Below are 13,038 nucleotides of genomic sequence, written 5' to 3'. Positions count from 1 at the left end.
CCGGACGCGGCGCGCCCGCGAAGCCATGCGACCTCGGTGGATTCAGCTCGAAACAGCCGACTCAGCTCGCGCGACGCTTGAGCTTGCGGCGTTCGCGTTCGGAGAGCCCGCCCCAGATGCCGAACCGCTCGTCGTTGTTGAGCGCGTACTCGAGGCATTCGCCCCGCACGTCGCAGGTCGTGCAGATCCGCTTCGCATCCCTGGTGGATCCGCCCTTTTCAGGGAAGAACGCCTCAGGGTCTGTCTGCGAGCAGAGCGCATCGCTCTGCCAGGCGAGAGCGTTGTCGTCGTCCGTGGCGTCGGTGCGCCGCACCCCGGGGACACCGAGGTTGATCGGATCGACGAACCAGTTCTCCGGTACGTCTGAACGGTAACCCGTCATCTCGATCTCCAACCCTGTCTCCGCCCCCCGGCGGGCCGTGCTCATGACTAATTACACCCGTGTCATTCGCTCCGGTCAAGTCGCGGATCGTAAACCCTCAAGGGACTCTTTAAAGTTCTTGAGCCGCCATCGGCGTGTCGCGCTCCCCCGACAACGCTGGGCTCAGCGGCCAGGACCGGCGACGAAGACCTCGCCCACACCCGACACCGTGATCGACGACTCCGTCGCATCGGCGAAGGCCACGGCGCCGACCGCGAGTGCGAGCCTCTCGCCCTCGACCGAGGTGACGGTCACCTCGCCGGCGGTCGCGAGCACCATCGTCGGCCCGGAGACCTCGAGCGTGAGCGGTGCACCGTCGAGGACGACCCGCTCGAGCGCGAAGTCGGGCACGGGCACCGGGTACGTCGTGACCGCTCCATCCCCCGCAGCGCGAAGCACAGGCACTTCGCCGGGAGTGGTGTCCAGAATCGCGAGCAGCTCAGGGACGTCGATGCGCTTGGGAGTGAGACCACCACGCAGCACGTTGTCGCTCGCCGCCATGATCTCGACGCCGAGCCCGGAGAGATACGCATGCAGCAGGCCGGCGCGCAGGAACACTCCCTCGCCCCGCTCCAGCACCACGTGGTTCATGAGCAGGGCGACGACGACACCCGGATCCCCCGGATAGGTCTCGGCCACTCCCGCGATCGCACCGAGGGTCGAGCTCCACTCTCCGGCGCCGGCCTGCCGAGACGCCGCCACGACTGCGGCGATGATCTCGTCGACCTCGCTCTGCGCCTCTCCCCCGAGCAGCCAGCCGATCACGCCCCGGAGCGCGTCTCCGTCGGCCCTCAGCTGCTCCTTCAGCCGTGCGACACCGTCGTTGTCGTCGAGCGCATCGAGCAGTGCGAGCGTGTCGGCGACGGGACGCAGCCCGCTCAGCGATTCGAATCGCTCACTGAGCGCCACGAGAAGTTCCGGCTTGTGGTTGTCGTCCCGATAGTTGCGCTGCGGATCGTCGGCTTCGAGAGCGCTCTCCCGCGCCCAGCCGGCACGCGCCTGCTCGATCGTCGGGTGCACCTGGATCGAGAGCGGACGACCTGCCGCGAGGAGTTTGAGCAGGTACGGGAGCGTGCCGCCCGTGAACTGGTCGAGGGTGCCACCACCGGCGACATCGGCCGGGTCTCCGGGGTGGTCCCCGAACCAGACCTCCGCCTCCGGCGCACCGGTCGGTGTGCGCCCTTCGAGTCCGGCGAGAAGAGAGTCCGACCCCCAGGCGTAGTCGCGGGGCGTGTTCGTGAGGCTCAGCAGCATGCCACCAGCGTAGAGCCGCACTGAGGCGTTCAGCGACGCTCCGAGCGCAGAGCGGTAGCCTGAACGCGATGGCCCAGTACACGAAGCATCCGGTGTCTGCCCCGCCCACCGCGCCGGAGCGCGAGTCGACGGGGCATCTGATGCTGCGCGGCTATGTGATCCTCGTCCTCTTCGTGACGTTCGCGCACTCCGCGGTGTACAACCTGCTCGGCATCGAAGGCGCCGCGATCACGCTCGCCGTCTTCACCCTCGCCACCCTCGGCATGGGCATCCCGATGCTCGCCCGCAACCGCCCGCAGCCGTTCCGCTGGCGCCGTCTGCCCTGGACAGCTCTCGGTTACGCGACCTTCGCACTCGTATCGGTCGCGTGGTCGCAATGGCGCGAACCGACGGTCATCACCTGGTTCCTGCTCGCATCCGTCACGGTCAACGGTCTCTTCATCGCCCACGTGCTCACCTGGCATGAGATCGTGCGGGCCCTGTCGTCGGCGTTCAAGTGGATCCTCGGGCTCTCGCTGGCGATCGAGCTCTGGGTCTCACTGGTGCTGCACGGGCCCCTGCTCCCCAACTTCGTCGCCCTCCCCGACGGCAAGATCGACCCGCAGTGGTACTGGGTGCGCGACAACCTGTTCGACGGCGGCCGCATCCAGGGCATCGTCGGAAACGCGAACCTCCTGGCGATCATCTCCCTCTTCGCGATCATCACCTTCGGAGTGCTGTTCGCCGCCAGGGCGCGCTGGCGCACCACTCTCGCCCTGTGGATGCTCCTCGCCGCGTACTTCCTGTTACGTACGGCATCGGCGACCGCGCTCGCGTGCGCAGCAGCGGTCGCCGTGGTCCTCGCGGTCGCCCTGCTGATGCGGCGAGCGCGCACGCCCGGCGCACGCACCCGCATCTACGTGGTCGCGATCGGGGGCACCGTGATCGCGGCTCTCGGGGTCTGGCTACTTCGCGAACCGTTGCTCGGCCTCCTCGGCCGCAGCTCCGACCTCACCGGGCGTTCGGACAAGATCTGGACGAAGGTCCTGGCGCGCGCCGGTGAGCATCCGATCTTCGGCAACGGGTTCTCGAGTCCGTGGATCCCGACCGATCCCGCCTTCGACGAGTGGATCACCGATCACGGCATCACCGTGTTCCACGCCCACAACATGTGGCTGGACGTGCTGCTCCAGCTCGGCGTCGTCGGGGTCGTGCTGATGGCCGTCGTGTACGGCACTCTGCTGTGGCGCTCGTGGTTCTTCGCCGTCGACCGACCCCGATGGGACCTCGACGGCGAGCGGCCGTTCTCGCCGCTCACCCTGCTTCCCAGCCTGTTCACAGTGGTCCTGCTCGTGCAGGGCTTCTCCGAGTCGACGCCGATCATGCTCTGGGGCTGGATGCTGGTGGTGCTCCTGTCGTTCAAACTCAAATCCGTACCGCTGGTCGGCGTCGGTGAGCGCGACCTCCTGTTCGAACGCGGTGCCCGGCAGCGGCGGGTGCCGTGACGACGGCAGGTCCGATGGTCCGCCTGCTCGGATCGGTGGAGCTCGCTCGGGCGTTCACCCTCGCCGTGCTCGCCGCGGTGTTCGGGTCGTATGCGATCCGGCAGATGACGTCGACCGTCACCCTGGCGGCGATCGTCACTCTCCTGTGTCTGCTCGGCGCTGCGATCCTCTGGGTGCGCCGGGAAGAGCTCTCGCTGCTTCGGATCGCCCCGTCATCGCTGCTCGCCTTCCTCGCGTGGGCGCTCGTGAGCGTGATCTGGACCACCGACAAGTCCGACACCCTGTTCGGCTGGATGTCGCTGTTCGGCTACGCGTTCCTTGCCATCACCATCGGTCACATACGTGACACGCTGCAGACCGTTCGAGCGATCGGAGACACCCTCCGTGTGCTCCTTGCTGCCTCACTCGGTGTGGAGATCCTGTCCGGCATCCTGCTCGACCTGCCGTTCACGTTCCTGGGGATCCAGGGGAACCTCGCGGCGGGCGGTCCGATCCAGGGCATCTTCGGCAGTCGGAACATGCTCGGCTTCATCGCGGTCATCGCGCTGATCACGTTCGTGATCGAATGGCGCACGCAGTCGGTCAACGCCCCTCTCGCGGTCGTCTCAATCGGGCTGGCCGCGTTCCTCGCAGTGCTCTCCGCCTCACCGACGGTAGTCGTTCTCGCCGGCGCCGTCGGTGTCGTCACGGTGGCGCTCACGATCGTGCGCCACGCACCTCCGGAACGGCGCGCACTCGTGCAATGGATGCTCGGCATCGTCGTCGCCCTCGCCCTCTCGGCAGCGTTCGCGCTGCGCCACCAGATCATCGCCATGCTCGATGCGGGCTCCGACTTCTCCCTCCGCGGGTCGCTCTGGAACACGATCCTCGACTTCGTCGCCGTGAAGCCGGTGCAGGGCTGGGGGTGGTTCGGCGACTGGGCGCGTGGCGAGTACCCGTTCACGTACATCAACTTCCAGCTGGACGACCGTCACCAGAGCGCGCTCAACGCTTTCTTCGACGTGCTGTTGCAACTCGGCGCGGCAGGGCTCGTGCTGTTCCTGCTTCTCGGGGGTGTCGCACTGATCCGCTCGTGGCTGGTGGCGAGCATGCGACGATCGGTCGTCTATGCCTGGACGCCGATCATGCTCGTGACGTTGGCCGTCGACTCGATGTTCGAGAGCTTCACGCTCGTGGGCGCCGGCTGGTTCATGCTCGTGCTGTGCGCACTGCGCGCCGGTCAGTCGCGCTCCTGGCGCGAGAACATCGACGCGGCACAAACGGGTGCGATCCCGACGTTGCGTCCGCAGGAGTGACCGACCATCCGCCGAGCGGCGCAGGATCCGCGCCGGCAGCTCAGCGGAGTGAGCTCAGTTTCTCCGCCCAGGTGATCGCGTCACGCACACCGTCATCGACAGAGCGTTCGGCACGCCAGCCCAGCAGTCCGGCCGCGCGGCCGACGATGGCGAAGGCACCGGCCTGGTCTCCGGGGCGGCGAGCGGTCTCGATCACCGGGAGCGTTTCACCGGTCACACGCTCGAACGCCGCGACGAGCTCGCGGACCGTCACGCCGTCTCCCGTACCGATGTTGATCACCTGATAGGGCTCGTCGGGCGTTGCGACCTCGTCGAACCGCTGCACGGCCGCGACATGTGCGAGCGCGAGGTCCCAGACATGGATGTAGTCGCGGAGACCGGAGCCGTCGCGAGTCGGCCAGTCGGTGCCTGTTATCGCGAAGCGCTCACCCGCTGCGTAGGCCTGCATGATCTTCCCGAGTGCATGCGTGGGCACCGGGTTCTGCAACCCGGTACGCAGCTTCGGGTCTGCGCCGATCGGGTTGAAGTAGCGGAGCGCGATCGCCCGGAAATCTCCGTTCGACGCCGAGTCCTTCAGGATCTGCTCGACCATCGCCTTCGTCGTGGCGTACGGGCTGGCAGGCTCCAGGGGGCTGCTCTCGTCGGCGCCCTCTCCGCTCGCCCCCGCGTACACGGCCGCCGACGAGCTGAACACGATGCGGGAGATGCCCGCATCACGCAGCCGCTGCAGCAGCAGGACGGTCTTGCCGACATTGGTTTCGTAGTACCCGAGTGGGTCGGTCACCGATTCGGAGACGACGATTCTGGCGGCGCAGTGCACGACCGCGTCGATGTTCGGGTGGTCTTCCAGCAGACGGTCGAGGACGGCAGCGTCGGCTATGTCGCCGACGTAGAGATCACGCCCTTCGCCGAACGCGCGAAGGCCCGTCGAGAGGTCGTCGAGGAGCACGACCTCGATGCCCGCCTCGATGCACGCGGTAGCGACCGTGGATCCGATGTACCCGGCGCCGCCGGTGATCAATACCTTCATCGCTGCCAGTCTAGCCATCGGGCATCGGCACTCGAGGTGAGCCTCTCCGCAGATCCGAAGGTCACCCACGGTAGGCTACTCTCTGCTCGTCGTGCCCGGCGCTGTCCTTCGATAGGACCCGCGGCACCAACATCGGAGAACACCCCAGTGGCATACGTCTTGCAGCACGTCGTCTTCCCGGGTGGCGGCGACCCCGATGTGCTTCCGCTCTACGTCGACCTCGATTCGTGGCCCGTGACCGATGGTGCCCCGGCTCGAGACGCCGGTCATCTGAGATCAGAGGACATCCTCGGACGCCACGCGGCACGGATTCCGGCAGGGGGCACCGTTTCCCTCGGCACGTACTTCAACGGATTCCCCGCCGCCTACTGGCAGCACTGGACGAGTGTCCGCAACGTCGGCCTCACCGTCCGCTCCACGGGCCCCGTCACGATACGGGTGCACCGCTCGAACTCCGGCGGCGTCTCCCAGCAGGTCGCCACACGCCAGGTGGACGGCGAGGTGACGACCACCTTCGAACTCGAGCTCGCACACTACGACGACGGCGGCTGGATCTGGTTCGACGTCATCGCCGGAGATGCGCCGGCTGTCCTCGAAGGCGGAGAGTGGACGACCGAGCAGGCCCCGGTCCGCACGGGCAGAGCATCGCTGGGCATCACGACGTTCGACAAGCCCGACTACTGCGTGGAGACGCTGCGAACGCTTGCAGCGTCTCCAGAGGTGATGTCGTTGGTCGACCGAATCTTCGTCGTCGACCAGGGCACCAGCCTGGTCACCGCGCATGAAGGCTACGAGGTGGTCGCTGAGCGCCTCGGCGACGCCCTCGAAGTGATCCGACAGGACAATCTCGGCGGCTCCGGCGGGTTCGCCCGCGCGATGCAGGAGGCCCTGCGACGCCCCGAGAGCGAGTTCGTTCAGCTACTCGACGATGACGTCCGGCTGGAACCCGAGTCTCTGCGCCGCTCCATCGTGTTCGCCCAGTACTCGACGCAACCGCTGCTTGTCGGCGGTCATATGTTCGATCTGCTCCAGCGCTGCACTCTCCACGGCTGGGCCGAAGTGGTCGACGAGGTGCCCTTCGCCTGGGGCGACAGGCACCCGGATGAAATGCCGCACGACTTCGCTGTCGACAGCCTCCGTCGCTCGCCGTTGCTGCATGAGCGCATGGATGCCGACTACAACGGCTGGTGGATGTGCCTCATCCCGCTGCAGGCGATCCGCACCGTAGGGCTCGCACTGCCGGCCTTCATCAAATGGGACGACGCCGAGTTCTGTCTTCGCGCCGGAGAAGCGGGCTTTCCCACGGTCTCGATGCCCGGGGTGGCGCTGTGGCATGTGTCGTGGGTGAACAAGGACGACATGATCGACTGGCAGGCCTACTTCCATGCCAGGAATCGGATCGTCGCCGCACTCCTGCACTCGAACGCCCCCCGTGGCGGTCGCCTGCTCGTGCACAGCCGCCGGGTCGACCTCAAGCATCTGATGATGATGCAGTACTACCCCGTGGCGCTGCGGGCGAAGGCTCTGCAGGACGTGCTCTCCGGACCGACGCACCTGCAGCGAGATCTTGCGACGTCGATGCCCGCTGCACGCGCGCTCGCCTCCGACTTCCCGGAGACCGTCGTGCACCGTGACGACTCGACCATCCGGTCCCGGACCGGGCGCCGACTGTACGCCCAGGCTCCGTCGAGCCCCACCGGGATGAGGCTGCGGTGGTTGACGCTGTCCACACTCGTCTCGAACTGGGTCCGCCGTCCGGCATCGGAGAACGTCGCTCGACCGCAAGCGGAGTTCCGCAAGAACGACGCCCTCTGGTGGCGGCTCGGCGCCGTCGACAGCGCGCTCGTGGACACGGCGGACTCTTCGGGGAAGAACCTGTACATCCGTGACCGGCAGAAACACCGGCGGATGCTGCGCGAATCGGTCCGGCTGCACACCGAGCTGCGCCGCCGCTGGCCCGAACTGCAGAAGCACTATCGTGACGCGCTACCCGAGCTCGTCTCATCACCGTCCTGGCAGCAGATCTTCGAGGAGAAGGCATGACCGCGGCACCCGCTGCATTCGACCCGAACACGGCGACGATCGTCATCGTCACGTACAACCGATCTCATCTTCTCACCGGGTTGCTCACGAGCATCACCGCGATGGATCCGAAGCCCGGTCGCATCGTGATCATCGACAACGCCTCAGCCGACGACACCACCGACGTGGTGGAGTCCTTCCGGGAGGACATCGGCACCGAGATCGTCTACCGGCGGCTGGAGACCAACACCGGCGGATCCGGCGGCTTCAGCGAAGGAATGCGCACAGCCTACGATCTCGGCGCCGAGTGGATCTGGATGATGGATGACGACGTCGAGGTCCTCCCCGACGGACTCGCCAGGATGGGGTTCTGGACTCCGCGCTTCAAGAGCATCCAGGGGCGACGCTACGACTACGACGGCAGCGAGTTCTACTGGCAGTACCGAATCGCCGAGCGCATGGGCATCCCGATCCCGTTCGCGCCCTCCGGGTTCGACACCTCCGGCTACAAGGAGATGAACAGCGGATGCTTCGAGGGCATGTTCATCCACCGCTCGGTCGTGACGCAGATCGGTCTCCCCGATCCCCGCTTCTTCATCTACTGGGATGACCAGATGTACGGCTGGCTCGCCTCCCGCAGAACCACGGCCGTGATCGTCGACGAGTTCGTGCTGCGTCGCACACGGGAGATCAAGCAGTGGGACATGGGCATCCGCCACATGAACGCCTCCAGCAATGCGTACCGCTTCTACATCATGCGCAATCGCGCGTACATCAAGAACTACTACCGCATCCACGGTGTCTACAACCCTGTGCTGTTCGGTCTCGGGACGGCGATGACCTTCGGCAAGGAGCTCATCCGCCTCGTGTTCGTGGAGCGCACCGTGCGGGGCACCAGCAACCTCTTCCGCGGACTCAAGGAAGGCGGCCGACTGGGCCGCGATCGCTCCTGGCAGCCGATGGCTCCTCTGGAAGGATGAGGCCATGACCGATGAACCGCAGCCTGAGCTCCGCTGGGCTCCCCTGGAGCCGAAGCCGAAGAACCGGGGTCGAATCTGGTTGATTCTCGGCCTGATCGTGGCTGCATTGGTCATCGTCGGCGTGGTGCTGTTCTTCCTCCTCCCCCGGGGCGGGACGCCTGAGCCGACCGCATCTCCGTCGGCATCGCCAACGGAGAGCACGACTGCGACGCCGTCTGCCGAGCCAGAGCCCGACCCCTCGATGACCCCTGTCACCACTCCGCCCGCTCCTGCAGACCCGACGGTCGACGCTTTCCGCGGGCAGGTCCAGGGTTACCTCGACGACGCGCTCACCGGCCTCGACATCGTCTCCAAGTCCAGCGGCCAAGACGCTGTGGCAGTGGTGGATTCCCTCCAGGCCGACGCGCAGCGACTCTCCGGGTCCGCTCCTCCGTCGTCGATCGAATCGGAATGGAACGCTGCACTCAGCGACTACGCGGGGCGCCTGGCCGAGCTGCGGAGCGCAGCGGACTCCGGCAGCGGTGTCGCGGCAGCGATCGATGCCGCACGCACGTCAGCCGAAGCCCTACGCGAGACGGTCGGGCTCTGACCCGATCGACGTCACTCGAAGAGCTGGAAGCAGCAGGTCAGGCTTCCCCGGACTCGAGACGCCGCAGACGCTCTTCGTAGTGCGAGGCCAGTTCGAGGCGAAGCCGCGCACGCTCGTGTTCCAGCGTCGCTTTCGCGAGGGCGCTCTCCGAATCGGGCTCTTCGATCTCGAGCTGTGAACGAAGCCATTCGAAACGCTGCTCGAGCGCTGCGAGCTGTGGCGCGATGCGATCGAACTCGGAGCGCAGATACGAGAAATCTGCCTGATTTCCTCCGAGGCGGGCGTCGTAGTCCCGTTGTGCACGCTCGATGATCTCGCGCGCCTCCGCGAGACGCGTATCCACGCGCGCATCGACGCGCGCGTCCACTCGGGTCTCGACGGCAGCATCGAAGCGCCGACGGAATCGGTTCAGCATTGTGTCCTCAATCATTCGGGTGATTGGCGATGGTTCGGGTATTCAGTTCAACGGTGATACGAGATTCGACCGGAATCGATCCAGCTACGTACGAGCAGGGACTCGAGGTCGATACGGTGCTCGGCACCGACTGCGGACGGATCGCCGTAAGCGTGGTTCCAGGCCGTCTGATCCGGCGCGTCGACGAAGGAGAATCCGGTGGCATCGATCTCGGCATTCGGGAAGAGCCTCGTCGCGATCCAGAGCATCACGGTGCCGGTCGTCGCCCACTGCCCGCCTGCGCGGGGGTCGGCGCCCATCGCCTCGCCGAGCGGGAGCACGACCTCGCGGTTGGGCATGGTGACGATCCCGAGGTCGGCGGGCCAGAACTCGGGAAGTTTGGGATTCTCCCAGAGGAGACGCCCCGGCTCGACCATGAGGTACAAACGATCCGTGTAGTCAGCGAAGAACCAGGGCGTGGGCCGCACCCCTCGGTTGAAGACGATGACGTCCACCCTGCGTCCGACAGCGGCAGGCCCGTCGACATCGTCCATGCGGAACCCGTTGACTCGGATGACCAAGTCGGCGGAATCGATCCGCTCTGCACGCTCCGTCGACGCATCCAGCGGCTGATTTCCCACGACCGCGACCCGGCGGATGCCGTCCGCCGATCCGAAGGATGCCACGAGCGGACGAAGACGATCGTAGAAAGCGGCCTCGCCAGCCGTCGCTTGCTCGTCCGTGACGAGCTTCATTACGCGCCCCATAGATCCTCAGCCTAGGGCAATATGCCGGACGTACCGGAATAACGTTCTTGGCCGAGGAGCGAAGCATCATCCCTGTGCGAACCGCTGCGCGCCGAGGCGATGCGTTCGCCTCCTCGAGTTCGGTCGCGTCTAGAGTTGTCGGCGTGACTTCTGCGCAGACCATCGACCTCTCTTCCGCGACGATCGGTACCGGCTCCCCCGTGTTCGCCATCGCCGAGATGTCGGGAAACCACAACGGAGACATCGATCGTGCGCTCGCGATCGTGGATGCCGTATCGTCCACCGGGGCCAAAGCCCTGAAGATTCAGACGTACACGGCGGACACTCTCACGATCGACTCCGACCGTCCCGCGTTCCGGGTGGCCGGCGACCACGACCTCTGGGGTGGCCGCAATCTCTACTCGCTCTATCAGGAGGCACACACCCCCTGGGAATGGCACGCGGAGATCTTCGACAGGGCAAGGTCACACGGCCTCATCCCGTTCTCCACTCCATTCGATCCGAGCTCGGTCGCCTTCCTCGAAGATCTCGGCGTCGAGCTCTACAAGACGGCGTCGGCGGAGATCATCGATCTGCCGCTGCTGCGCGAGGTCGCTCGCACGGGCAAACCGATGATCGTCTCCACCGGAATGGCGACGCTCTCGGAGATCGACGCCGCGGTGACCGCGATCCGAGACGCCGGCAACACCCAGCTGGTGCTCCTGGCCTGCACCGCGGCATACCCTGCCGTGCCGGAGGAAGCACGACTCGGCAACATCCGCACACTCCGCGAGGCCTTCGACGTGCCGATCGGGCTGTCGGATCACACCCTCGGCATCGGGGTCGCCGTCGCTGCGGCGACGCTCGGCGCCGTCGTGATCGAAAAGCACGTGACCCTGGATCGGGGCGACGGGGGCGTCGATGCGGACTTCTCACTCAGCCCGAGCGAGTTCGCCGCGCTGGTCTCGGCCTCCGAGCAGGCCCGAGTCGCCGCAGCCAGCGGAACGGCCTTCGGGCCGACGCCTCAGGAGCAGGCCGTACTCGCACTGCGCCGTTCTCTTTACGTGACCGCCGATGTCCGCGCCGGAGACATCGTCAGCAGTTCGAACGTCCGCTCGATCCGGCCCGCGGGAGGACTCGCCCCGGACGACTTCGCCCTGGTCGAGGGGCGCCGCTTCACCCACGATGCGGATCGGGGAACCCCCCTTTCCTGGGATCTGCTGTAGTCAGCGGACCGGGGCGAGACGCCATCTCGCAAACGTCGCGAAGCCTCCGGAATCTGCCGGCAGATGCGGCAGGTAGCCTGCCCTCTGGAACAACCTCAGCGACGCCGTGTTCTCGGTGTGCACCGAGGCGATGAGCCGACTCGGCGCGTCGAGGATCAGCGCTCCCTCGGACGCGGCGAGCACAGCGGACGCCAGGCCTTGCCCGCGATGCGATGGCGCCATCGTGATCGACACCTCCCAATCCGTCTCCGAGCGCCGATCCCACCGCGCCGTCGCGACCGGATCCCCGTCGGATTCGACGATCAGCAGGCGTCGATCGGGGTCGAGCAGAGCGCCGCCGAGCCATGCGACATGTGAAGTCCATTCGAGTGGGCCGGTCGAGCGCGAGTTGGCGCGAGTGCTCTCGTCGTTGCGCCAGTCGAAGAGCATCAGGGCATCGTCAGCCGTCGCCCTCCGCACGGCCATCGGGCGCGAGGCGCGAGGCGCGTCCTGCCGGGTGTCGACAAGCTGCTCCCAGGAGGCGACGATCCTCCAGGTCCCGAGACCGTCCACCGCATCCCTCAGTGCGGTTGCCTGCGCCGCGAGCTCAGCACGGTCGTGCAGGACGGACTCGAGGGCGATGACCCGTGCCTCCAGATCGGCGTGCGGCGGCGCGCCGAGCGCTGTGGCCAGCCCCTGTGACACCACCTGCTCGTACCCCAGCCGCTGGTTGTCCACCACACACAGGAGGCCCATGGGAAGTCCCATGCATGCGAAATCCCAGACGGATGTGCCGGCCGCGGTCACCACGAAGTCATGCTCGCGGGCGATCGCGGGCAAGTCCTCGGTGAATCCGATGACACGAGTCTCGTGGGAGGAATCCGCTGCGGCGGCACGTACCTCGTCACGGTCGCGTGGATCCACCACCGTCACTCTGAGCGGATGACGGAAACCGTCCAGCGCTCGCGTGACGCGAGCCGTGAGGCCCTGCGGATCGGAACCCCCCATCACCACGAGCACACGCGGCGAGCCCGTCGTGCGGAGCGGGGCATCACGCCGACGGAGGACCTGATCGCGCACCACTGCGACGTCGAGGCCGACGAGCGCGTTCCGGCTGAGCTCCACGCGTTCGAAGGTTCTCTCCGCCCCGAGGTTCGCGTCGATGGAGAGGTCGGCTGCCCGCGCGCCGTACGGACCATCCTGCATGTTGCTGACGAGTGCCTTGGACGACGAGAGGTCAGGAGCGTCCAAATAGCTGTCCAGGTGAACGACGTCCGCGTCTCTCGCCGCATCAGCGAGCGAATCGAGCAGCGCAGCCCCCTGAGAGGAATCGAGCGCGAGGTCGGGCTCCATCCGCCGCGCGATGCTCATCCCGACCTCGTCGATGTCGCCGATGACGGACACCGACCAGCCACGGCGGTGGGCGGCGCCGCCCAGCGCGAGAGTGCGCATGAGGTGGCCCATGCCGTACTCGCCTCCCGCATTGCAGTGGAGGACGGCTCGTCGCTGGTTCATGGCTCGCCCTTCATAGCCTGCTTCGGGGCACGCTCGTCCCCACCCGATAGGATAGGCCGGGCGTGATCCAACCCGAGAATCCACGCCAACGACGACGCTGAGG

Annotated in this window: 12 protein-coding genes; 6 read left to right on the top strand and 6 right to left on the bottom strand. The window is 66.7% G+C overall.

Going from position 1 to position 13,038, the window contains the following annotated elements; translation table 11 throughout:
* Nucleotides 1-61 precede the first annotated feature (61 nt).
* The gene (locus tag ACIQTX_RS09305; protein WP_081663178.1) at nt 62-382 is read right to left on the bottom strand and encodes a WhiB family transcriptional regulator; all 321 of its coding nucleotides are present in this window, start codon (nt 380-382) and stop codon (nt 62-64) included.
* A gap of 162 nt (nt 383-544) precedes the next feature.
* On the bottom strand, nt 545-1,675 hold the full coding sequence (manA, locus tag ACIQTX_RS09300; protein ID WP_402971544.1) for a mannose-6-phosphate isomerase, class I: 1,131 nt from the start codon (nt 1,673-1,675) through the stop codon (nt 545-547).
* 68 nt (nt 1,676-1,743) lie between these two features.
* On the opposite strand from manA, the gene ACIQTX_RS09295 reads away from it, so the two are divergent.
* On the top strand, nt 1,744-3,159 hold the full coding sequence (locus tag ACIQTX_RS09295; RefSeq protein ID WP_402971541.1) for an O-antigen ligase family protein: 1,416 nt from the start codon (nt 1,744-1,746) through the stop codon (nt 3,157-3,159).
* Complete coding sequence (locus tag ACIQTX_RS09290) at nt 3,156-4,454, top strand: O-antigen ligase family protein (protein WP_402971538.1); 1,299 nt, start codon at nt 3,156-3,158, stop codon at nt 4,452-4,454. Before ACIQTX_RS09295 ends, ACIQTX_RS09290 begins: the two co-directional genes overlap by 4 nt.
* Nucleotides 4,455-4,494: 40 nt before the next feature.
* On the opposite strand, the gene galE is transcribed toward ACIQTX_RS09290, so the two are convergent.
* Nucleotides 4,495-5,484 carry a UDP-glucose 4-epimerase GalE gene (gene galE, locus ACIQTX_RS09285; RefSeq protein ID WP_402971535.1) on the bottom strand — a complete coding sequence of 330 codons (990 nt, stop codon included), beginning with the start codon at nt 5,482-5,484 and terminating at the stop codon, nt 4,495-4,497.
* A gap of 147 nt (nt 5,485-5,631) precedes the next feature.
* On the opposite strand from galE, the gene ACIQTX_RS09280 reads away from it, so the two are divergent.
* From ACIQTX_RS09280 to ACIQTX_RS09270, 3 genes are read left to right on the top strand one after another with little or no spacing between them, the layout of a single operon-like run.
* Nucleotides 5,632-7,527 (top strand): glycosyltransferase, encoded by a 1,896-nt coding sequence (locus ACIQTX_RS09280; protein ID WP_402971532.1) that lies wholly within the window; start codon nt 5,632-5,634, stop codon nt 7,525-7,527.
* Complete coding sequence (locus ACIQTX_RS09275) at nt 7,524-8,486, top strand: glycosyltransferase (RefSeq protein WP_028503695.1); 963 nt, start codon at nt 7,524-7,526, stop codon at nt 8,484-8,486. The genes ACIQTX_RS09280 and ACIQTX_RS09275 overlap by 4 nt, the downstream gene beginning before the upstream one ends.
* Nucleotides 8,487-8,490: 4 nt before the next feature.
* On the top strand, nt 8,491-9,075 hold the full coding sequence (locus ACIQTX_RS09270; protein ID WP_402971528.1) for a hypothetical protein: 585 nt from the start codon (nt 8,491-8,493) through the stop codon (nt 9,073-9,075).
* Between the two features lie 37 nt (nt 9,076-9,112).
* On the opposite strand, the gene ACIQTX_RS09265 is transcribed toward ACIQTX_RS09270, so the two are convergent.
* On the bottom strand, nt 9,113-9,505 hold the full coding sequence (locus tag ACIQTX_RS09265) for a hypothetical protein (protein WP_402971525.1): 393 nt from the start codon (nt 9,503-9,505) through the stop codon (nt 9,113-9,115).
* A 32-nt stretch (nt 9,506-9,537) separates the two neighbouring features.
* Entirely contained in the window at nt 9,538-10,224 is a 687-nt protein-coding gene (locus tag ACIQTX_RS09260; RefSeq protein ID WP_402971522.1) for a hypothetical protein, read from the bottom strand.
* Nucleotides 10,225-10,379: 155 nt separating this feature from the next.
* Here ACIQTX_RS09260 and pseI point away from each other — a divergent pair, with 155 nt between their 5' ends.
* The gene (gene pseI, locus ACIQTX_RS09255) at nt 10,380-11,441 is read left to right on the top strand and encodes a pseudaminic acid synthase (protein WP_402971519.1); all 1,062 of its coding nucleotides are present in this window, start codon (nt 10,380-10,382) and stop codon (nt 11,439-11,441) included.
* Here pseI and ACIQTX_RS09250 read toward each other — a convergent pair whose 3' ends face one another.
* A complete protein-coding gene (locus ACIQTX_RS09250; protein ID WP_402971516.1) occupies nt 11,442-12,935 on the bottom strand; it encodes a GNAT family N-acetyltransferase in 1,494 nt (497 codons plus the stop codon).
* Nucleotides 12,936-13,038 lie beyond the last annotated feature (103 nt).

It is taken from the genome of Microbacterium sp. NPDC090281, assembly GCF_044769635.1.
GTDB lineage: Bacteria > Actinomycetota > Actinomycetes > Actinomycetales > Microbacteriaceae > Microbacterium.
This window is presented reverse-complemented; position numbering and strand designations above follow the sequence as displayed.

Excerpts from the sequence above, each read along its gene's own strand:
- ACIQTX_RS09295 (WP_402971541.1), top strand. The coding sequence starts at position 1,744 with ATGGCCCAGTACACGAAGCATCCGGTGTCTGCCCCGCCCACCGCGCCG.
- ACIQTX_RS09270 (WP_402971528.1), top strand. The coding sequence starts at position 8,491 with ATGACCGATGAACCGCAGCCTGAGCTCCGCTGGGCTCCCCTGGAGCCG.
- ACIQTX_RS09275 (WP_028503695.1), top strand. The coding sequence starts at position 7,524 with ATGACCGCGGCACCCGCTGCATTCGACCCGAACACGGCGACGATCGTC.
- ACIQTX_RS09265 (WP_402971525.1), bottom strand. The coding sequence starts at position 9,505 with ATGATTGAGGACACAATGCTGAACCGATTCCGTCGGCGCTTCGATGCT.
- galE (WP_402971535.1), bottom strand. The coding sequence starts at position 5,484 with ATGAAGGTATTGATCACCGGCGGCGCCGGGTACATCGGATCCACGGTC.
- manA (WP_402971544.1), bottom strand. The coding sequence starts at position 1,675 with ATGCTGCTGAGCCTCACGAACACGCCCCGCGACTACGCCTGGGGGTCG.
- ACIQTX_RS09260 (WP_402971522.1), bottom strand. The coding sequence starts at position 10,224 with ATGAAGCTCGTCACGGACGAGCAAGCGACGGCTGGCGAGGCCGCTTTC.
- ACIQTX_RS09305 (WP_081663178.1), bottom strand. The coding sequence starts at position 382 with ATGACGGGTTACCGTTCAGACGTACCGGAGAACTGGTTCGTCGATCCG.
- ACIQTX_RS09250 (WP_402971516.1), bottom strand. The coding sequence starts at position 12,935 with ATGAACCAGCGACGAGCCGTCCTCCACTGCAATGCGGGAGGCGAGTAC.